Below are 21,006 nucleotides of genomic sequence, written 5' to 3' on the forward strand. Positions count from 1 at the left end.
TCTATACTCTTATTGTCCCGCCATTTTTGCCATTTTCTTTAGCCAGTGAGCTCGCTGCTCTGGCGTCGAACTGATAATTGGGCCAATATAGGTTGTATTAAGCACTTTAATGCCAGAAAAACCTAAAATAGTGTGCTTTAACTGTTTGCTTACTGGGTTGCCTTGAAAATAGCGATAATACCAAGGAGGGGTGTCGAGAGTTAACACAACTTCAGCTGTGCGCCCTTTTAACAGCTTATCGGGAATGGTTTTATTCGGTTGATATTTGAATGCAAAACCAGGTAAAAAAGTACGGTCAATCAACCCTTTAAACTTAGCAGGCAAGCCACCCCACCACACGGGAATAACCAACACGATATGCTCAGCCCATTGTAATTGAGCTTGAAATTCGACTAAATCAGGTTCAAGCAATTGTTCACTATCGTAGCCATAGCTTAAATCGGCCTCAAACACCATCGCATTAAGAGAGAGGCTGTGCACTTCACTCTCACTCGCGCAACCTTGCTTATAAGCGTTTGCTAAAGCATCACAAAAACTCCCCTGCTTAGGGTTGGCATCAATCACTAAGATACGTTTTTTCATACTAACTACTCCTTTAAAAGCAGTAGCATACACCCTCCCCTAAAGGGTAGAGTCAAGTACCGTTAGCCTGATACTTGGTTATCCAAACACATTTTTATATCACGGTGATAAAAATCTAGTAGCTCTTTTTGTTGCTCAAGTGCAGTAATATCTATCAATATTTGCTGCTTCTTATTCTCAAGTAAAACCATTACCGCAGGCCAATCTAAGTCATGACGAGCAATTTTTAACTGTTTTAGCTGGGTTAAACTCAACCCTAAAAGCTGCGCTCGTTTTATTAGCATTACAAACTCTACATCAGCGTTATCATAAATACGGTAGCAGCCTTGGCGTTTTATATCCGTTAATAAACCGATCGCTTCATAATGACGAATTGTTTTTACAGATACTCCACAACGGGTTGCTATTTCGCCAATATACACAGTTCACTCCTTTTCCTGCTTTTTCATAATATTAATATAAGAATCAACATAATATTGATCTTTATTCGCAGCTAAGTAAGCTAGTAACTGTGCATGAGCAGTAACCGACACACTTAAATGATCACCACCGATCCCGTGAAAAAGAAGGTTAATGAGCCGTACATTTTCGGGAACGTTTTTCACATAATCAATGAGTTGTTGCCCGGTTACATTTACGGGCGCCCATAAAACAGTGTGCTCACTGTCATCTACTCCTTTTATTGCCACAAAATGCGCTCTAAGCGGCTCAATAAAGTCATTACCTGCTGCTTGAGTATCAAAGCAAGGTGGCGTGAAAGTGCGCTGCGTTTTGCCATCGATGGCCTGTAAAAACACATTAGCGGTAAGTACTTCTCGGATCACTCGTGCAGTACTGTAATGATCAAGGTTTTGCTCATCGCTCACCCACGCTCGTGATGGTTTTGATGCACTACATGGGTGGAATAAACTATGATTGCCTAATTCATGACCTTGCTGAGCGGCTTTACGCCATTCTGAGAGCCGAGAGGTAATTGTTTCAGAGTTTGGCACTAAATAAAATGAAGCTTTAAAATTATACTTATTTAATGCCGGTAGCGCATTATCAAGCTGACTTGCAAGTGCATCATCATAAGAAAGACTTACTGCAATTTTACTATTATCAGTTGCCGCATAAATAGAACATGCACTGGTTAAGCAACATAGCAATAATAGAGCCTTAGATAAACTGTTCATTCGTATCCTTGATGGTTTAAAAGCGACTAGAATGTTAGCTTATTTCGCCCTTGCTGTTTTGACACATACAACTTTTCGTCTGCCGATTTAATAATACTTTCATTTGCCGATAACCCCTTGAATGTCGCAAGCCCAGCACTCACAGTCAAGTACTGATAGATTGAATAATTGTGAGAAATCTTTAACTTAGCTATATTATTTAAAATATTCTCAGCAACCAATGCGCCACCTCGCAAATCTGTATCTGGCAAAATAACTGCAAACTCTTCGCCACCATAACGAGCCACAAAATCACACGGTCGCAGCAACGTGGTTTTTATAGTATGAGCAACTTGCTGTAAAACTTTATCTCCTTCGATATGGCCATAAATATCATTAAACTGCTTAAAAAAATCAATATCAATGATCACTAACGCGTAATCACCTTGCTCTCGTTTTGCCCTCAACTGTGTTTTTGTTAAATGGGAGTCAAAATAGCGACGGTTGTAAACATCCGTTAAACCATCTAAAAACACTAACTCTAGTAACTTATCGCGTTGAAATTTAAGTGTAAGTTGTGCAGTAACACGATTAAAGACCGTTTTTGGATTGATCGGCTTACTGATAAAATCAACACCACCTACCTGCCAGCATAAATCTTCATGCTGCCCAAATGAGGTAATAAAAATGATTGGAATATTTTTTGTCTCAGGGCGACTTTTTAATACACGGCACGTTTCGATCCCGTTGATACCCGCCATTTCGATATCAAGTAGAATAATGTCTGGCGCGCTCTCTTCGATCATTTTTAGGGCATCTTCACCGCTGTGCGCCACACTAGTTTGATAATGGCCTGCAAGAATTTTTTGCAATAAAGTGATATTCAGTAACTGGTCGTCAACAATTAAAACTTTTGCATTTGGTAACTGCTCTGCGATCCCATACTCAAAGTTGACCATTTATTTTACCTTACTGCTAAAAGTGAAACTATATTCTTAATTAACAATCCATATTTAGTAAGAAGTGCTGAAAAAATATAAAAACTAATATTTTATATACAGCACCTATTTAAAATTAAATGTCGCACAAAAGCAACGTGCAACCAACCTTGGCGGTAATATTAATATGCTTATGAAGACTGGATAAAACAGAATGCATTAAGTTTATTGCCATCTAAATCACGAAAATACCCAGCATAAAACCCTGGCATTTCTCGCGGGCCAGGTGCACCTTCATCAGTTGCACCAAGCTCAATCGCTTTCGCATAAAAGGCATCAACTTGGGCTGGCGTATCGACTACTATCGCGATCATTGTGCCATTACCTACTGTTGCAGCATTGCCATCATGAGGCTTAGTAATTGCAAAGCCCGGCTGCTGCGGATCAATACTCCAAGCGACAAAGTTATTGGTTTCTAGAAAGCGTTGCGCATTAAGTAAAGAGAATAATTCATCATAAAACGCCACGGCGTTAGGCAAATTATTAGTGCCAAGCATTGTATAGCCAATCATCGGTATTCCTTATCAATTATTAAACAATATTCAAGATACCCGTGTAGTGATATTTAGTCCATTATTTAGTCCATTTAAGCTGTCATTTTTAGTTCTTATCAGAATTAGCTTTTCTTTCTTTTTGAAAAATAAAGTACAATCAATATGTTCAAAGAAATTAATAGGGAAATTTTAGTTTTCATGAAAATACTGCAAACTACAAAACTCAGGCCACAACTGCAGTATCCATACTATTGCTGTGAATTTGAAATTTCGAATTTTGCTAATGCAGACTTTGCGGCGCATCAAATTCCTTTCCCTGCACAATTGAGTAAGGCTGTAGATAAAAGAAAAGCCGAATACTTGGCTGGTAGAGTGTGCGCTAAACACGTGCTCGCGGCACATAAAATATATAACTTTGAACTAATAAACGCAGCAGATCGTGCTCCCATTTGGCCTAATAAAATAGTGGGCAGTATTACCCATAGCCAGCAAACTGCAATGGCAATGGTATCTCACAGTAGCGATATTGCAGGAATAGGTATCGATATCGAGCAGTTAATGAGTGCCAAGCAAGAGCAAGAACTCCAACAACAAATTTTGCACCCTGATGAACTTTTTCAATTTCAACGATTAGCCAAACAAGTATCACACCCATTAACGATTATTTTTTCAGCTAAAGAAAGTATTTTTAAAGCTTATACCCAAACCACCTCAAGTTGTGAGTTTCAGTTGGATTTAAAAGCGATTTAGGCAAGGCATTGATTGCAAATAATAGTGGTTCTATTGTTAAAATCAATAACGCAGTATAAATCGCTTTTAAACCAACCCCTTGGGCGTTCCACAGGCACTTACTCTCATCGTTGTTACTTCTTAAAAGGGATTGGCCATTCTTGCAAAATAACGCCTTGATATTAAGCCCCTGTGAAACGCTGAATTCTGCATCTTGAAGTGGCTTGGGTATATTACCCAAGCGTTAAACAATTTTTTGGTTTTGATGCCGCCAAGCTTATTGCTTTTAATAAACAACAACTGCAATTTAAAATAACCCAAACACTTGCGTCACCGTGTTTTATCAATGTAACAACGAGCAAGTACTCACTGAATGCGAATTTAAAACGCCTTTTTAAGTTCAATCTCCATCATTTGATACGCTTTTACTGTATCTACCCAAACCATATTTCATAGCTTACTAAATGAAAATAGAAACTCATTAAATGTAATCGTATATTTGTTGCACACAAACAATAACAAAGGCACAATTGATAATAATTACTATTAGCAAACAAAGGAATTAAAGTGAAAATTAAGGAATTCTTACTCCCTGTTGCAGCATTAGTATCAACTACTGTATTAGCAAATACTGATGAAAGTAATACCGTAAATCAAATGACGTTTATAGAAGTTACTGGTGAGTTGTTATCAAGAAGCTTGCTACAAAGTGGTAATAGTGTTGTTGTTTTTGATACCAAAACACTTGAAAGCCGCCCTGAACTTAGAACCGTAAGAGATGTTCTAAGTGAGATCCCTAATATTACTATGGTTACAGGTACTGGCAAGGCTCCAACAGTTAGAGGGATTGATGGTACTGGCGCCGCAGAAAATGCCAATGCATTTTTTGCCGGCAGCAGGGCACGGCTAAACTGGCAAATTGACGGCCGTTCTGCTACTTATAACGAAATTGTATTTGGCGACTTAGGCATTTGGGATCTCAATCAGATTGAGGTACTTAGAGGTCCACAAAGTACACTCGCTGGGCGCAATGCTATCGCAGGTACAATCCGCGTTGAAACGCAAGATCCAACGTTCGAACAACAGTTTACAATTCGCGCCGAAGGTGGAAACTTAGACCAAAAACGCTTATCAGCCACTTATAATCAACCGCTTACAGAGCAGTTTTCTGTACGTTTTGCTGCCGACCAATTTGAACGTCGCTCCCCAGTTGCTTATGAACCTTACCCAGGTGTTGAAAATCCAGCTGATATGGAAGGCCGTGCAATTAGAGGGAAATTACTTTACGAGGGCGACGACCAATATGATACCCGCATCGTTGTCACCCTTACTGACAATAAATACACCGGGCCAAATGGTGAAATTATTGATTACCCGTTTAATGAAAGACGCTCTAATTTTCCACAGCAGCCTGTACATGTAACGCATACTAAAAGTGTAGGTGTTGAATATAACGCTGCAATAAATGAACAACTAGAGCTGGAAGTGACGGCATCAGCAACAGATTTTAATTTTGAGCGCAAATCCACACCAGACGGCTCTAAAGCTAATGTTGATACGAAAGAATATGTGATTGAACCTCGTTTACGTTATCAAGGTGATAACGGTACACAGTGGGTTATTGGTAGTCGCTACTATAGTTCTAAGCAAGATGATTGGATTCAGTTTATTGTAAAACAGAGCTTTACTGATGATTCCAATAATTTTGCAATCTACTCCGAGGGCGCATTTCCATTTAATGAAAAGTTTGAGCTAACCGCGGGTTTACGCTACGAGAAAGAAAACCGCAAACGTGAAGGTGGCGATCCAGATAGGGCAATAGCTAAAATTGAATCAGATAATGATTACAGCGCTCTCTTACCAAAGCTAGGTCTTAGTTATCAAGTTAATGAAGAGCATACCATTGGCTTGCAATTATCCCGTGGCTATAACGCAGGAGGGGGTGGTATTTCTTTTGGCGCACCGATTGTGAACTATGAATACGACGAAGAATACGTAAACTCATTGGAATTATATGGTCGTCAACAATGGGCTGATAATAGCATAAGCACATCTCAAAACCTGTTTTACTCGCAATATACAGACATGCAATTGCCCTTTGATTTAACACCTGAAAATACCCGTGATGAAGCCTATGTAGTAAGAAACGCAGACAAAGTTACCACTGTTGGTTTTGAATTTAGCGCAGATTGGCGTATTGATGAACAATTTAATTTGTACGGTAGCTTTGCACTATTAGACTCCGAAATCACTGATTATCCTGGCTCTGGATTAGAAGGAAATTCATTATTTATGGTTCCTTCTGCTTCTATGAAGTTAGGCGGAACATGGCAGTCAAATAATTGGGTTATTAATGTGAGTGGTCAGTACACTGATGGCTGGTATACCAATATTTCGAACGATGAAGGCAGTAAAACTGACGCATTTGCCACCTTTGATACTAGCTTAAGTTATTTAATATCAGAGCAGACTAAATTGTACCTTTCAGTGCGTAATATTTTTGATGAAGATGCGCCTGTTGCGCTATATCCGGGTACTGCACCTGCTGACAGTAATGAACCTGACAACCATTTTGATAAAGCCGTTTTAACTCAACCACGAACCATTAGCGCTGGTTTACAGTATACATTTTGATCTAACGAATAATTTACACGGCAAGCCTGCTTGCCGTAACCCCTTCATAAAAACAATAACTAGGATTCATACAATATGGCAATTCTAAAGCACGATAATAGCCTTTGGCCATTAGCCATCACCGTTGCACGCGGTGAATGCACACTCGAAATGCATTTAAACTCTTTGCAAGCATGGGATATTTGGTTTAAAAAAGCGGAGCCCTTTGTCGTTGTTCGTGTTTACAGCGATGAAGAGTCTTTACAGCACCCAAAAGGAGCTGGCCCAGCTACGCAAAAGTGGTTAAAAGAGGGAGCGGCAGAGCAAATGCAGCAGCATGTTCAAGCTATGTTGATTGTGGTTCCCGAACAGCAATTTGAACGAATGCAAAAAATGAGTGTACAAAAAGCCTTTGGTATACCCGGTGCTGTCGTTAAATCACTTGATGATGCCCATGCTTGGCTAATGACAACATCAAGCCACAATAAGACACTTGAGCAAACAAAGCTCATACAAATAGAGACGCTTGTTCACGCATTGGCTACTTAACCCATTAAATTAAAGCTATTTAGCACTATTAGCTGCTGATTTTAAAAACCTATATTGATACCCATCAGGTAATTGCGCTTGAGGATAAAAAGCATGTGCTAATTCAACAAGCGCTTGCGGCGTTCTAGGGCCCATACTTAGCAAATATGCAACATCAAAATTATGCACGCGTTTATTTTTAACTGCATTGGAAAACTTAAACGCGTTTAACAACTCAGAACTTGGTAGTTGATCATGCACACCAATACTCATGGTAATAATCACATCAGGGTTTAGTACGAGCGCCGCTTCACTCGATATTGCCTGCCAGTTAGCCACGCTTGACGCCATCACATTCTTACCACCAGCAATAGCTACTAACTCATTTGCCGTAGTACCAGAACCTGCAACCATGAGTTGATCACTGCGAATAACCAACACTTTAGGTTTAGTCGTTACTTGTTTTAAAATATGCGTTAAGGCATCACGATCTACTGTTAGCGCTTGCGCTAACTCCGCTCCTTTGCTCTGGACTTGCATCAGGCTGGCTATTTGCTCTATTTTATTTTCAATCCGCCAGAAGCTATCATTTTCGTGCAAAATAACCAAATTAGCAGCGGTACGTTTTAATTGCTCAACCACCTTCTTCGGGCCTATATCAGCCTCTGCAAGGATAAGATCAGGGTTTAATGACAATATCCCCTCAACGCTTATTTTACGCACATAGCCAATTTGAGGCTGCGTGGTGGCTGCAGCTGGAAAAATACTACTGCTATCAACGCCAACAATACGTTGCTGCTCACCAAGCGCATAAATAACCTCCGTTATTGAGCCCCCTGCAACCACAATTTTTTGTGGATTAAGAGGCTGCGAGCTTGCATGTACGTAACTATTAGTAAGTAAAGTAACGAACGAAATAAGGAATAGTACAAAGGGCTTCATTGTGATCAAATCCAATTTGAAAACAAAAATAATAACAGTTTCTATTTTTAACTTGTAGCTTTATCTATCACTGATAAGACTCTGGACTCAGGCGTTGAAAGTGTCGGTGTATATACTTTTGGCGCTTATGGTGAACCTCGCAGTTATAGTGCGCAAATAACTTACCAGTTTTGATTTACCTGAAACAGCTTTACGCGCTGCAAGTAAGGGCTATACATTTCTAGGAAAGATTTCTAGGAAAAAGAATTACTTCGGTGATCGCAGTGATGTAGCTAACATTAACATCACTGCGATCAGCCCATAAGGCAAGCCATTATCGATGCCAAAACACCAGTCTCAACAATAGGACCTACAACAATTCCCAGCCTTTGTGCTACTGAGATTGTTCCAGCAGCGGTTTCTGGCTAAATGGAGCATCAGTTTTTTGCACAGTTTCATGGTTGACTAAGTTACTCATTCTCTGTCCTTATGATTGAGGGTATTCCACATTTTTTATACTGCCCCCCGCCTTCAGGGCACATCGCTTTAAAGTGGTTATCGTCTACTGATCCGGTGAGATTTTCGGCATGGGACTTCGAGGATTTTTACCGACAAACAATCAACAATAATTTTTATTCACAGTTTTTTGAAAAAAACCTTTTCTGATTTGTTGTAAATAATTGACCTAGAAACCATTCATCGAAATATGTATATTTTTATTCTCTGTTACTTTATAACAGTATTAATGCTGTTTAATAACAAGGAATAAAAATGAAATTACACTCCCCTCTTGTACTGTTGGTTGCAGTGAGCTTTTGTGGCGTAGCAGCTCAAGCTGATAATACCTTACAATTAGAAAATGTATTCGACCTTGAATATGCCAACCAAATTGAAATGACCAATGATGGTAAAACGGTGTACTTTGTTCGTAATCGCATGGACATAAAATCTGACCGTAAGATCAGTAATATTTGGTCTGTCGATAGTAATTCAAAACAACTCCAGCCGCTTACTTCTGGTGTGCACATGGATTATTCACCGGTGCTATCACCTGATGAAACCCGCTTAGCATTTATTTCAACTCGCGATGGCAGTAGCCAAATTTATGTTAAGTGGCTAAAAACAGGTGCGGTTGCAAAAATTAGTAACCTGACCCAAAGTCCGTCTAGTTTGCAGTGGGCGCCTAATGGCCGGCAATTACTATTTAGTCAATTTGTTCCTAGTAAAACAGTCTCTCCGGTGAACTTACCTGGTAAACCAGATGGTGCGAACTGGGCTGAGCCAGCCAAATATATTGATGATGTGTATTATCGTGCTGACGGTGGCGGCTATACAAAACCCGGCTTTCGCCATCTATTTAGTATCGATGCCAATGGCGGTAATGCTCGCCAGTTAACCTCTGGGGATTTTGATCATAGCGGCCCGATTAGTTTTGCGAATGAGGGAGATACACTGTATTTTTCAGCAAATCGACATGCTGAGTTTAGGCTCAAACCAACTAACTCGGAAATTTATCAACTAAGCTTAAAAGACTTACAGATCACTGCAATTACTGATCGAGTGGGACCTGATAACCAACCGCAAGTTTCTCCCAATGGCCGCTACCTCGCCTACACAGGATACGATGATAAGCAGACCAATTATGAAAACTCTCAGTTATATATTCGCGATTTAGAATCAGGTGATACCAGTAGTCTAACCGCAGATTTTGACCGTAGTGTTGGCCAAATAAAGTGGGCGGATAACTCCAGTGGTATCTTCTTTAGCTATGCCAGTGAAGGGAAAACAATGCTTGCTTACCAACCACGCAGCGGCAAACGCAAAGTCATTACTGAACAAATAGGTAGTGTGTCATTTGGTCGCCCATATTCTGGTGGCGATTTTGATATCAGCGATGACGGCGATGTGGCTGTTACGCTTGCTGATACCCAACGCCCAGCTGATGTCGCCGTCATTAAAAATGGTAAAATGCAACGTTTAACCAAGCTAAACGACGATGCTCTAGGCAATAAACAACTGGCAAAAGTAGAAGAGATCTGGGTTAAATCGAGCCATGATGGCTTACCTGTTCAAGGTTGGGTAGCTTACCCACCGGGTTTTGATAGCAGTAAAAAATACCCGCTTATTTTAGAAATTCACGGCGGCCCCGTGGCTAACTATGGCCCGCACTTTAGTACTGAGGTGCAATTATTTGCGGCAAAGGGAAGTGTAGTTTTATATATGAACCCACGCGGTAGTGATTCATACGGTAAAGAATTTGCACAAACCATCCATCACAATTACCCAAGCAATGACTTTGATGACCTAATGACAGGGGTTGATGCACTTATTGCCAAAGGTTTTATTGATGAGTCTAAGTTATTTGTCACCGGAGGCTCAGGCGGCGGTGTATTAACGGCATGGATAGTTGGTCACACTGACCGCTTTGCAGCTGCTGTGGTTGCAAAACCGGTTATCAATTGGATCAGTTTTGTACTAACTGCGGACTTCTACCCGTTTTTTGCCGATTACTGGTTCCCGGGTAAACCATGGGATCATATTGAACATTATATGAAACGCTCTCCTATTAGCTATGTGGGTAATGTGAAAACACCGACCATGCTATTAACTGGTGAAGCTGATTACCGTACGCCAATTTCAGAGACTGAACAGTTTTACCAAGCACTGAAACTGCAAGGGGTTGATACCGCTATGGTTCGTATTCCAGATGCGTCTCATGGTATTACGCAGCGCCCATCAAACTTGATGGCTAAAGTAGCCTATATCCAATGGTGGTTTGATAAGCACAGTCAATAACGCTTAAGACTACGAGTTTCGAGCTGCGGGCACTTTGCAGGTACTCGAAGCTCGTAGCCAATATACTGTAAACCCCCTTTACACGCCAATAATGTGAGTAACTCCTTACATACTTAAAAAGTATCGGACTTTGCGCATAAAGTGAGTTAGTAAAATTTCGGTTTATGACATTTTTAGGTCTTTGAGTTGGTAAAAAATCGGTTTGAGTCACTGTTTATGGCGTTTGAGTTGGTAAAAAAGTGGTTTGTAGTTGCCGCGAGTTAGTAAAAAATCGGTTTATATTTTTGTTTCAATGCCTAAAAACGCCACTAAATATTAATTTTTGTGCCTGTAACATCAAAAAACAGCCCTATTTTACGTGTAAATAGGCTTTCAGCCTTTAGTTAATAAAACTCTGATCCATAATAATGATAAAAAGTAGCAGCTAGTTAAATACTGATCTGTACTTAGTTAAATACTGATCTGTACACATTAAAAAAGGGCCCTAAAGCCCTTTGTAACATTGTTGAGTTGGAATAACCTGAAACTTAAAACTGATTCATGGTGTTTGCTTCACCACCGGCTTTTAGGGCATTTTCACCTGAGAAGTACTCTTTATGTGTATCACCGATATTCGACCCAGCTAAGTCTTGATGCTTCACTGACGCCTGCTCACGACGGATTTCTTGACGCTGAACGTCACGTACATAGGCCAACATACCTAAGTCACCAAAATAACCTTCAGATAGAATATCAGTACTTAATGCAGCAGTATGATAAGTAGGTAAGGTAATCAAGTGATGGAAAATCCCCGCTTCTCTTGCGCCATCGCGTTGGAAGTTTTGTACCAATACATCAGCGGCTTTAGCAAGTTCAGTGTTATCCATTTCTGGCGCCATGAGTGCTTTGTTATCATCAAGACTTGGGTAAGCTGAAAGGTCTTTACCTTCATCAAGCCATTGTTGATAAACTTGCTCACGGAATTTCAGGGTCCAGTTAAATGATGGTGAATTGTTATAAACCAATTTAGCATCGGGTACTTGCTCCTTAACGCGATTAACGAGTTCAGCAATTTGTTTAACATGTGGCTTTTCTGTCTCAATCCATAATAAGTCAGCGCCTGATTGCAAGCTGGTTACGCAGTCAAGCACCACACGGTCTTTTTCTGTGCCTTCACGAAATTGATACAGGCCATTCTCAAGACGTGTTGGCTTACATAATTGGCCGTTCAGCTTCATTGCTGTATCGCCTTCGTTTAAGTCTTCTACCCCATTAATTGGCGTAGTTTCTAGGAATGCATTGTATTGGCTCGCTAAATCCCCTGGAGTTTTTGATACTGGTACCTTTTGTGTCAGGCTCGCACCAAGTGAATCTGTACGCGCTACAATAATCCCGTTATCGATACCCAGCTCTAAAAATGCGTAACGTACCGCATTAATTTTTGCTAAAAAGTCTTCGTGCGGTACGGTTACTTTACCAGCCTGATGGCCACATTGCTTGGCATCAGACACTTGGTTTTCAATTTGAATTGCACACGCCCCTGCTTCAATCATTTTTTTAACAAGTAGATAAGTGGCTTCTTCATTGCCAAAACCGGCATCAATATCGGCAATAATTGGCACCACATGGCTTTCAAAATTATTGATTTTATCAAGTACGGCTTGTACGTCACCACCGCTTGCTTTTGCGTTATCAAGATCTTTAAATAAGTGATCAAGTTCTCGAGCATCTGCTTGCTTTAAAAAAGTATAAATTTCTTCGATTAGCGCCGGCACTGACGTTTTTTCATGCATACTTTGATCTGGTAACGGGCCAAATTCAGAGCGAAGCGCCGCCACCATCCAACCACTTAAATATACGTAGCTGCGCTTTGTGGTTTTTTGATGACGTTTAATTGCCATCATCATTTGTTGTGCAGTGAATCCATGCCAGCAGCCAAGTGATTGCGTGTATTGGCTCGTATCGGCATCATAAGCGGCCATGTCTTCACGCATAATGTCTGCGGTAAATTGTGCTATTTCTAACCCTGTACGAAAGCGGTTTTGTAAACGCATACGACTGGCATATTCAGGGTTAATAGCTTGCCAGGTTTTACCTTGCGCTTGACAAAGTGTTGCTAAAGTATCTGTTTCACGTTGATAAGTAGTCATAATAAAAAATCCTTTGAACGGGTTAATCTAAATAATAAGTGTGTGAGAGAGGCTAAAGAGCTCATGCTCCGTAGCGCTTAAATCAACATTAGGCCGTTTTTTCAGATTTAGTAAATTTATAGTTATTATGCTGGCTATATATTTTATGAATGACTAAAAAGCATGCAAATCACTTTATTTGCGTTATGGTTGCAACATGTACAATTTAATTGCGTGATAATTTAAATATCATAACCGTTTAAAGGATACCGATCATGACTCTCACACACAGCCAATATGGATTAACGGTCAATAACCAATTAGCCGACTTTATTAACCAACAACTACTGCCGGGCACAGGAATAAACGAACAACATTTTTGGCAAGGGTTTGCCAGTATTATTGATGATTTAAGCCCTATTAACCGCCAGTTACTTGTTAAACGTGAAGACCTTCAACACCAGATTGACAGCTATCATAGTACTCACAAACACTGGGATGCAGAGCACTATCAACAGTTTTTAACTGATATCGGCTATTTGGTTGCTGAGCCTGCTGATTTTTGCATTGAAACTGATAATGTAGAGCCAGAAATAGCCATAATGGCTGGCCCACAGCTCGTTGTGCCGGTTAGTAATGCACGCTTTGCGCTAAACGCAGCAAACGCTCGCTGGGGCTCGTTATACGACGCTTTATACGGCACTGATGTACTAAGTGAAGACGATGGCGCTGAAAAAGGCAGCACTTATAACCCCGTTCGTGGTTTTAAAGTAATGGCCTATGCAAGACAATTCTTAGATAAAGCTATCCCCCTTGAAAATGGCTCACATATTGAAAGTACCAACTATTCGGTTGTCAATGGGCAGCTTTTCATCACCTTACGAGATAGTTCGCAAACAGGGCTAAAACAACCAGCCCAACTCGTTGGTTTTCAAGGTGAAGCTCAAAACCCAACCGCTATTTTGTTGATCAGCCACGGCCTGCACATTGAGCTACAAATAGATCATAACCACCCTATTGGTAACGCCGACAAAGCGGGGTTAAAGGATGTGGTGCTTGAAGCTGCATTAACAACCATTATGGACTGTGAAGACTCAGTTGCGGCTGTTGATGGTGAAGACAAAGTACAGGTTTACCAAAATTGGCTTGGTTTAATGAAAGGCACATTGGTTGAATCATTCACTAAAGAAGGTAAAACCATTAAGCGCTCACTGGCTCCAGATCGCCACTACAGTGGGATTGACGGCCAATCATTAACCTTAAAAGGCCGCAGTATGATGTTTGTGCGTAATGTAGGCCACTTAATGACAAATCCTGCAATACAAGATAGTCAAGGCCGCGATATTTTTGAAGGCATCATGGATGCAGTGATCACTGTCACTGCCGCTTTGCATGATTTACAAGGCAATAGTCCTGTAAAGAACTCCAGCGCAGCTAGCATTAATATTGTAAAGCCAAAAATGCATGGACCAGAAGAAGTGGCCTTTACCAATACCCTTTTTAGCCGTGTAGAGCAACTTCTACACCTACCTAGAAACACAATAAAAATGGGGATCATGGATGAAGAACGTCGCACATCAGTAAACTTAAAAGCATGCATTGCGGCCGCCAAAGAACGCGTTGTCTTTATAAATACTGGCTTTTTAGATCGTACCGGGGATGAGATCCACACCTCAATGTTTGCAGGTGTGGTGCTTCCTAAAGCAGCAATTAAACAACAACCATGGATAGCAGCGTATGAAGATCGCAATGTAGATATTGGCTTACAAACAGGTTTAAGTGGTCGCGCACAAATAGGTAAAGGAATGTGGCCAATGCCCGATAAAATGGCGCTAATGATGGAGCAAAAAATCGCTCACCCGCAATCTGGAGCAAATACGGCTTGGGTGCCCTCCCCTACTGCGGCTACCTTACATGCGATGCATTACCATGATGTAGATGTATCTGCTTGTCAAAAAGCCATTTCACAACGCCAGCAAGCAAGCTTAACGCAATTACTAACCCCCCCCTTGCTGGCAGATGTAAGCACATTAAGCAAAGAAGATATTCAAGCCGAGCTTGATAATAATGCGCAAGGTATTTTAGGTTACGTGGTGCGCTGGATTGACCAAGGCGTAGGGTGCTCTAAAGTGCCAGACATCAATCATATTGGTTTAATGGAAGATAGAGCCACCTTACGTATATCAAGCCAGCATATGGCTAACTGGTTGCATCATGGCGTGTGCACGCAAGCGCAAATAGAGAGCACCATGGCAAAAATGGCAAAAGTCGTAGATGGTCAAAATGAAGGTGATACAGGGTACGTAGCTATGGCTGGTTCTGAGCAAAGTTTAGCGAACAGCATTGCTTATCAAGCCGCGCTAGCCCTTGTATTAGAAGGGGTTAAACAACCTAGTGGTTATACTGAACCATTATTGCATGCGTTTCGTATAAAGTTTAAAGCGCAACAATAACTCCCCTTCGAGTTTGTTAGTGTCATATTGCCAGCCTTCGGGCTGGCTTTTTTTGCTTAAATTTCCTTTTAACCATCACTCACATGAATAGCCAACATTCAGTAACCAACAAAAAAGCGCATTAAAAATAATGCGCTTTCAGTGATATCTTCACCACCGCGAATAATCTTATTATCGCGAGGTAAACTCGCAGCTACCCTTAACTAATCACCGTGGCGTTGTGATAAACATTTTGTACGTCATCACAATCTTCAAGCATGGTAATAAACTTTTCGAAATTGGCGATGTCATCTGCATCGGTAATTTCTACATGGACTTGCGGTACAAAGGTGATTTCATCAACTTCAAAGTTAATGTCTGCAAATGCATCTTCTAACGCAGTTTTTGCTTTGTAATACTCTGTGTGCGGTGCAAATACCGACACTTTACCCTCTTCGACTTCAACGTCTGTCACATCCACATCGGCCATCATTAAGGCCTCGAGCACGACTTCGTCATCATCACCTGCAAAACCTAAAACAGCTAAATGATCAAACATATGAGCAACACAGCCTGGAGTGCCTATTTTCGAGTCTGTTTTAGTAAATGGTAAGCGCACATCTTTAATAGTACGATTTGGATTATCCGTTAAACAATCAACAATCACCATGCAATTTCCTGGGCCATAACCTTCGTAACGGGCAGGTGAATAATCTTCCCCCGCACCGCCGGCCGCTTTTTCTATTGCTTTCTCGATTACATGCGCAGGAACTTGATCTCGTTTGGCACGTTCAATTAAACGTTTTAGAGATTGGTTTACTTCTGGATCTGGTTCACCATTTTTTGCAGCGACGTAAATTTCTTTGCCGTATTTAGAATTAACTTTAGTTTTCGCATTGGCTGTTTTTGCCATGGCGTTTTTACGGACTTCAAATGCTCTGCCCATCTTATGCCTCTATTGGAAACTCGATATTGACGCTATTTTAACAATTCACGCTGTTTTCAGCTAGTGATTAAATGACTGCAAAATTACAATTTGATATTTAATTTTTAATGACTTGGGTTTAATAAAAGTAAAACAACACGCTATTTAACATAACCTGTTAAATTCATCAAACAATAGATTGTGAGGTCAATGATTGATGCTGCGTTTCACTTAACTGATGTATTAATTCTGGTAATTCAGAGAAGTGTTTTAAAATATAATCAGCTTGACTGGCGTATGTCGGAGTTTCAGTCGGCGCATATAAACAAGCTCGCATATTGGCATTATGTGCAGCTTGAATGTCATAAAGATAATCACCAACATAAAGTATATGCTGCTGATCGATTCCCCATAACGTTGCAATTGCATTCAGGGCACTAGGATCAGGTTTTGCCGGTGCATCACTGCGGGTTAGTACCGTTTGGATTGGCAATGGGTTATTCTTTAATTTAAGTGCAGCAGCACGGTTATAATTGCGCGTTACAATGGCCATCGGTATTGCTTGTTCTTTTAGCTGCCTAATAGCCTGTGCCACGCCAGGTAGTAAGGTTGCGTGTTGAGCATCTATAAGCTCATGCTGGTGAACAATATTCATTGCTTCTTCTCGCATATAGGGGGAAGGAAGCTGTGCAATAAAACTAAGTAAGTCGAGCTCTATAGGGCAGCCAAGCTGTGCCTTTATCAAAGTGAAGTCTAACTCCGATGACATCAATGTACCATCTAAATCAAAAATGACCCCAGCAATCAAGCTCTGATGCATATTCATATCGCTCCTTGTATATGATTTCATTCTCATCCAAATAACTTCTTATAAGATAGTTTAAGTAATTGGATATGAAAAGAAACATATTAGTGTTTAATAAAGAAAAGTAATAAAAAACGCGCACAAAACTACTGCGCGCGTCGGTTGGGAAATAACACGTTAAATTAATTACTCGTTTTAGCCACTGGTTCAAACCGGGCTTCAAGCCAGGTGTCATCTTGGCTGAAATGCAAAGTTTTTATTTTACCTTTACCTTCAACATTCACCATATTGACTTGTGCCGGCCATAGATCACGAAGTGCACCATGACTCATGCGAATTCCTTTAATATCTTTAGGAATGGGTGCCTCTTGGTAAACCCAAAAAAACTTTCCATCTATTTGAGACCCCACCTCCTGCAAGGCTAATGGCTGTCCATCAAGTGTCTGTAAAGCTACATGCGACTCTATATAGTTTGCAAAGCGTTGCTGATCCTCTTTATTATTTAGAATATCAGCACTACCAGGAAATAAGTGCTCCACAGCATGTTCAGTATCATGTAAATAAAAACGATGCATAAGCTCAATATTATTAGTTCGCTTATTAAATAATACCGTTGTTACAGATGCTTTTAATTGATGCGCCATTGTCGGCGCAGTAATTAAAAGAGCTAAAAAAATGAGCACAAAGCGCATTAATTTTGCTCCTTAGAGTCATCTTTGTCATCGTCTTGCTTAAGCTCAGTTTTAATATCTTGCATGATATCGCGGCTGACTTTTGCTTTACTCTTTTCGCGTTTATACACTTCTATACGCGAAGGAATAATACGACGAGGGTAGTGGTTATTTTCAACATCGACGTCAGCTGTTTCCCAGCGAGGATCCACAGATACCGAAACGACAGGCTTATTTTTATCCGTAATAATAAGCTTTTGAACATGCTTATGATTACGACGCCAGATTTCAGCTGGAATGTACTGTTCTTCTTTTGTGCCGTCTTCGTAAGTTAGTTCAAGCAAGATTGGCATTACTAAACCACCGAGGTTGGAAAACTCTAAAACATAATAGTTTTTATCTTCTTCTAGAGCACGATCCAACACTTTACGTTCCCACGGCTCTAATCCTTTTAAGAACTTATTGTACGAGTTACGCTCTTTGTTAGTGACTGTAAAGCGGTCATTGGCATCGTAAAAGTCTGTCACATCTGGGTTTTCTTCAACCCATAACTTTTTACCTTCAGCTTTATTGCGCTCAACAAACAATGGCATAGGCTTGGCCGCTTCAATGTCACGTAGGCGGTTAAAATCGATGTCTGGATTTTTTGTATCTAGCTGTAATTGGTAAACTTTGTCTAATGAGATATCGACATGATCTGTGGTATAAAACCAACCACGCCAGAACCAGTCTAAGTCAACGCCTGATGCTTCTTCCATTGTTCTAAAAAAGTCAGCAGGAGTAGGGCGCTTATACTTCCAGCGCTGCGCATACTCTTTAAATGCAAAATCAAACAATTCACGACCTAAAATAACTTCACGCAAAATATTAAGCGCAGCGGCAGGCTTAGTATAAGCATTAGGACCTAAGCGTAATACACTGTCTGATTGTGTCATTACTGGAACTTGGTTTTCAGATTTCATATACGCCACAATATCCCGAGGCTCAACACCCCAAGGGATTGTGTGGTCCCATTCACGCCCGGCAACACCATCTAAAAAGCTATTAAGACCTTCGTCCATCCAGGTCCATTGACGTTCATCTGAATTAACAATCATAGGGAAATAGATGTGACCTATTTCATGGATAACTACGCCAATCAAAAAGCGTTTTTCAGCTTGAGAATAAGTACGTGTACCATCATCTTGTAATTCAGTGCGTGGACCATTAAACGTGATCATAGGGTATTCCATACCACCAACTGGACCATTCACTGACTGCGCTACTGGGTATGGGTAATCAAACGAAAAGCGTGAATACACTTCCATGGTATGCACCACAGATTCAGTTGAGTATTTCTTCCATAAATCGCCACCTTCTTTAGGGAAGAAGGACATAGCCATTACCAGTGGCTGCTCATCGCCACCTTGGTGATAGCCTTTAGCATCCCACATAAATTTACGTGATGAAGCCCATGCAAAGTCACGTACATTCTCAGCTTTAAAATGCCATGTTTTAGTTTTGTCTGTGCCTGCTTTTTCGTTCTCGAGTGCTTCTTCTTCTGTCACAATGAAAACGGGGCGCTTAGCGTCTTCAGCTTCTTTTAAACGATTACGTTGAGTACGAGTAAGTACTGAGCTGGCGTTATCTAATTTACCAGTAGCAGAAACGATATGGTCCGCAGGCACAGTGATCTCAACATCATAATCACCAAATTCAAGGGTAAATTCACCGCTACCTAAAAACGCTTTGTTAGTCCACGCTTCATAGTCGGTGTAGGCAGCTAAACGGGGGAACCACTGCGCAAGTAAAAAGATGTCATTACCATCTTTTTCAAAATGCTCATAACCTGAACGAGCACCAACGGCATCTTCTTCAACAATATTAAAGGCAAAGTCCATGCTAAACTCAACATCTTTACCTGGTTTAAGTGGCTCGTTTAGATCAATGCGCATTAACGTATCGACAACCGTTACTTTAAGCTCTTTACCGCTATCATCTTTGACATTGGCGACCGTAAAACCTAACTCATTATCGCTCATAAATTGCTGGCGGCGAAGTTGACCTAAGCTTAGCTTTGCCGGCTGCGCGTCGGGGCGACCTTGTAATTTATCAGCGTTAAAGGTTGCGGTACGTTCAGCGATTGAATCATTTTTAAAGATATTTTGATCCAACTGTAACCATAAATACTTAAGCGTATGTGGCGAGTTATTTTTATATTCGATTGTTTGACTTGCAGTTAAACGACGCTTTTGTTCATCTAAAGTAACATCAATATCGTAATTAACTTTTTGCTGCCAGTATTTTTCGCCTGGCTCACCAGCTGCACTACGATATACATTTGGCGTAGGTAACGCTTCATCTAGCTGACGAAACTTATCAACATAATTGCCTTTTGTTTGTTCAACTGAAGAAGCTAAAACAGAACTTGAGAGCGCTAATGGTAAAAACAAAGCCCCTAAAGTTATTACTGCTTTTTTCATAATGAATCCTGTTAAATTTGCGTAAGCTTACTGTGTCAAACTGCGCTATTTTATTCAATAAAATAGCGATAAACCACCGCATTTACAGGGTAGAAAAAGGGATTATACCCAAGCCACCTCAAGATGCAGAATTCAGCGTTTCACAGGGGCTTAATATCTAGGCATTACTTTGCAACAATGGCAATCTCTGGCAGTCCCTTTTAAGAAGTTACAACGATGAGAGTAAGTCCCTGTGAGTAAGCATGTTGTAAAGGGGGTTTACAGAAGCTTAAACCCAAAGTAAAAAGGCTAAAAACTGGCGTGTTTTATGCAGGACTTTGCTGATTATAAGCGTAACTTTGAGCCTAATTTCGGCTATTTCGAGTTTAATTGCTAAATAGTGAATTCTTTAGTTGACCTTTACCGTCATTTGTATTTAAAATCGCCCACTTTTTTGATTTGAGGGGTTAAAAAGCATGGCTTTTCCTTTCAAATATGTTTCAACATACAAGTAAAATGCGGTGAACATATGGATTTTTATATCCTAAAAAAACAACAAGAATTGATTGCAATTCCAGCAGATGAACAAAGTTGTAAACAGTATCTGGATTCTGGCTACTTTTATATTGATAAAGTAGCAGCCTGTAACGAATCTAATGCATTAAAAGTGCTACAAGCCAAACAAACTAAAGCGTTAAAAGTCCCCTTAGTACTTGCCTTGCTGGCATTACCAATTGTGATTTTTGCTTGGTATAATCTCAGTGCTTAAAGATTAATACTCTCCCCCTTGCATCTTAATTCAGCTTGGG

Annotated in this window: 17 protein-coding genes; 6 read left to right on the forward strand and 11 right to left on the reverse strand. The window is 40.5% G+C overall.

Translation table 11 applies throughout. From position 1 onward, the window contains the following. Nucleotides 1-9 precede the first annotated feature (9 nt). From PHAL_RS0100705 to PHAL_RS0100725, 5 genes are all read right to left on the reverse strand, one after another. The gene (locus tag PHAL_RS0100705; protein WP_016706473.1) at nt 10-582 is read right to left on the reverse strand and encodes an NAD(P)H-dependent oxidoreductase; all 573 of its coding nucleotides are present in this window, start codon (nt 580-582) and stop codon (nt 10-12) included. A gap of 62 nt (nt 583-644) precedes the next feature. After that, a complete protein-coding gene (locus PHAL_RS0100710) occupies nt 645-1,004 on the reverse strand; it encodes a MerR family transcriptional regulator (protein ID WP_016706474.1) in 360 nt (119 codons plus the stop codon). 3 nt (nt 1,005-1,007) lie between these two features. Continuing rightward, nucleotides 1,008-1,757, reverse strand: a complete 750-nt coding sequence (locus tag PHAL_RS0100715; RefSeq protein WP_016706475.1) for a polysaccharide deacetylase family protein — start codon at nt 1,755-1,757, stop codon at nt 1,008-1,010. Between the two features lie 26 nt (nt 1,758-1,783). Then, nucleotides 1,784-2,695, reverse strand: a complete 912-nt coding sequence (locus PHAL_RS0100720; RefSeq protein ID WP_016706476.1) for a GGDEF domain-containing response regulator — start codon at nt 2,693-2,695, stop codon at nt 1,784-1,786. A gap of 170 nt (nt 2,696-2,865) precedes the next feature. Next, nucleotides 2,866-3,246 carry a VOC family protein gene (locus tag PHAL_RS0100725; RefSeq protein WP_016706477.1) on the reverse strand — a complete coding sequence of 127 codons (381 nt, stop codon included), beginning with the start codon at nt 3,244-3,246 and terminating at the stop codon, nt 2,866-2,868. Nucleotides 3,247-3,426: 180 nt separating this feature from the next. Between PHAL_RS0100725 and PHAL_RS0100730 the strand changes: the two genes are divergently transcribed. From PHAL_RS0100730 to PHAL_RS0100745, 3 genes are all read left to right on the forward strand, one after another. Further along, a complete protein-coding gene (locus tag PHAL_RS0100730; RefSeq protein WP_016706478.1) occupies nt 3,427-3,978 on the forward strand; it encodes a 4'-phosphopantetheinyl transferase family protein in 552 nt (183 codons plus the stop codon). Nucleotides 3,979-4,524: 546 nt separating this feature from the next. Beyond that, the gene (locus PHAL_RS0100740; protein ID WP_016706480.1) at nt 4,525-6,591 is read left to right on the forward strand and encodes a TonB-dependent receptor domain-containing protein; all 2,067 of its coding nucleotides are present in this window, start codon (nt 4,525-4,527) and stop codon (nt 6,589-6,591) included. Between the two features lie 75 nt (nt 6,592-6,666). Further along, nucleotides 6,667-7,119, forward strand: coding sequence for a hypothetical protein (locus tag PHAL_RS0100745; protein WP_016706482.1), 453 nt, complete (start codon nt 6,667-6,669; stop codon nt 7,117-7,119). 15 nt (nt 7,120-7,134) lie between these two features. Here PHAL_RS0100745 and PHAL_RS0100750 read toward each other — a convergent pair whose 3' ends face one another. Then, on the reverse strand, nt 7,135-8,040 hold the full coding sequence (locus tag PHAL_RS0100750) for a heme/hemin ABC transporter substrate-binding protein (protein ID WP_016706483.1): 906 nt from the start codon (nt 8,038-8,040) through the stop codon (nt 7,135-7,137). A gap of 750 nt (nt 8,041-8,790) precedes the next feature. On the opposite strand from PHAL_RS0100750, the gene PHAL_RS0100760 reads away from it, so the two are divergent. After that, the gene (locus PHAL_RS0100760) at nt 8,791-10,815 is read left to right on the forward strand and encodes a S9 family peptidase (protein ID WP_016706484.1); all 2,025 of its coding nucleotides are present in this window, start codon (nt 8,791-8,793) and stop codon (nt 10,813-10,815) included. A 527-nt stretch (nt 10,816-11,342) separates the two neighbouring features. On the opposite strand, the gene PHAL_RS0100765 is transcribed toward PHAL_RS0100760, so the two are convergent. After that, nucleotides 11,343-12,944, reverse strand: a complete 1,602-nt coding sequence (locus tag PHAL_RS0100765) for an isocitrate lyase (protein ID WP_016706485.1) — start codon at nt 12,942-12,944, stop codon at nt 11,343-11,345. A gap of 254 nt (nt 12,945-13,198) precedes the next feature. Here PHAL_RS0100765 and PHAL_RS0100770 point away from each other — a divergent pair, with 254 nt between their 5' ends. Next, entirely contained in the window at nt 13,199-15,376 is a 2,178-nt protein-coding gene (locus PHAL_RS0100770) for a malate synthase G (RefSeq protein WP_016706486.1), read from the forward strand. 199 nt (nt 15,377-15,575) lie between these two features. Here the strand turns inward: PHAL_RS0100770 and PHAL_RS0100775 are convergent, their stop codons facing one another. The 4 genes from PHAL_RS0100775 to PHAL_RS0100790 all read right to left on the reverse strand — a co-directional run bounded on the left by PHAL_RS0100775 (nt 15,576) and on the right by PHAL_RS0100790 (nt 20,218). Continuing rightward, complete coding sequence (locus tag PHAL_RS0100775) at nt 15,576-16,301, reverse strand: YebC/PmpR family DNA-binding transcriptional regulator (RefSeq protein ID WP_016706487.1); 726 nt, start codon at nt 16,299-16,301, stop codon at nt 15,576-15,578. A 166-nt stretch (nt 16,302-16,467) separates the two neighbouring features. Beyond that, nucleotides 16,468-17,106 carry an HAD family hydrolase gene (locus PHAL_RS0100780; RefSeq protein ID WP_016706488.1) on the reverse strand — a complete coding sequence of 213 codons (639 nt, stop codon included), beginning with the start codon at nt 17,104-17,106 and terminating at the stop codon, nt 16,468-16,470. 161 nt (nt 17,107-17,267) lie between these two features. Then, on the reverse strand, nt 17,268-17,777 hold the full coding sequence (locus PHAL_RS0100785) for a DUF6702 family protein (RefSeq protein WP_016706489.1): 510 nt from the start codon (nt 17,775-17,777) through the stop codon (nt 17,268-17,270). Continuing rightward, nucleotides 17,777-20,218, reverse strand: coding sequence for a M1 family metallopeptidase (locus tag PHAL_RS0100790; protein WP_016706490.1), 2,442 nt, complete (start codon nt 20,216-20,218; stop codon nt 17,777-17,779). The genes PHAL_RS0100785 and PHAL_RS0100790 overlap by 1 nt, the downstream gene beginning before the upstream one ends. 508 nt (nt 20,219-20,726) lie before the next feature. On the opposite strand from PHAL_RS0100790, the gene PHAL_RS0100795 reads away from it, so the two are divergent. Beyond that, nucleotides 20,727-20,966: a hypothetical protein gene (locus PHAL_RS0100795; protein ID WP_016706491.1), complete on the forward strand. Its 240-nt coding sequence runs from the start codon at nt 20,727-20,729 to the stop codon at nt 20,964-20,966. Nucleotides 20,967-21,006: the final 40 nt, after the last annotated feature.

Origin of the sequence: Pseudoalteromonas haloplanktis ATCC 14393, from assembly GCF_000238355.1 — a bacterium.
Taxonomy (GTDB): domain Bacteria; phylum Pseudomonadota; class Gammaproteobacteria; order Enterobacterales; family Alteromonadaceae; genus Pseudoalteromonas; species Pseudoalteromonas haloplanktis.

Coding starts and splice junctions, on each gene's coding strand:
- PHAL_RS0100705 (WP_016706473.1), bottom strand. CDS start 582: ATGAAAAAACGTATCTTAGTGATTGATGCCAACCCTAAGCAGGGGAGT.
- PHAL_RS0100715 (WP_016706475.1), bottom strand. CDS start 1,757: ATGAACAGTTTATCTAAGGCTCTATTATTGCTATGTTGCTTAACCAGT.
- PHAL_RS0100720 (WP_016706476.1), bottom strand. CDS start 2,695: ATGGTCAACTTTGAGTATGGGATCGCAGAGCAGTTACCAAATGCAAAA.
- PHAL_RS0100725 (WP_016706477.1), bottom strand. CDS start 3,246: ATGATTGGCTATACAATGCTTGGCACTAATAATTTGCCTAACGCCGTG.
- PHAL_RS0100730 (WP_016706478.1), top strand. CDS start 3,427: ATGAAAATACTGCAAACTACAAAACTCAGGCCACAACTGCAGTATCCA.
- PHAL_RS0100745 (WP_016706482.1), top strand. CDS start 6,667: ATGGCAATTCTAAAGCACGATAATAGCCTTTGGCCATTAGCCATCACC.
- PHAL_RS0100750 (WP_016706483.1), bottom strand. CDS start 8,040: ATGAAGCCCTTTGTACTATTCCTTATTTCGTTCGTTACTTTACTTACT.
- PHAL_RS0100760 (WP_016706484.1), top strand. CDS start 8,791: ATGAAATTACACTCCCCTCTTGTACTGTTGGTTGCAGTGAGCTTTTGT.
- PHAL_RS0100765 (WP_016706485.1), bottom strand. CDS start 12,944: ATGACTACTTATCAACGTGAAACAGATACTTTAGCAACACTTTGTCAA.
- PHAL_RS0100770 (WP_016706486.1), top strand. CDS start 13,199: ATGACTCTCACACACAGCCAATATGGATTAACGGTCAATAACCAATTA.
- PHAL_RS0100775 (WP_016706487.1), bottom strand. CDS start 16,301: ATGGGCAGAGCATTTGAAGTCCGTAAAAACGCCATGGCAAAAACAGCC.
- PHAL_RS0100780 (WP_016706488.1), bottom strand. CDS start 17,106: ATGAATATGCATCAGAGCTTGATTGCTGGGGTCATTTTTGATTTAGAT.
- PHAL_RS0100785 (WP_016706489.1), bottom strand. CDS start 17,777: ATGCGCTTTGTGCTCATTTTTTTAGCTCTTTTAATTACTGCGCCGACA.
- PHAL_RS0100790 (WP_016706490.1), bottom strand. CDS start 20,218: ATGAAAAAAGCAGTAATAACTTTAGGGGCTTTGTTTTTACCATTAGCG.
- PHAL_RS0100795 (WP_016706491.1), top strand. CDS start 20,727: ATGGATTTTTATATCCTAAAAAAACAACAAGAATTGATTGCAATTCCA.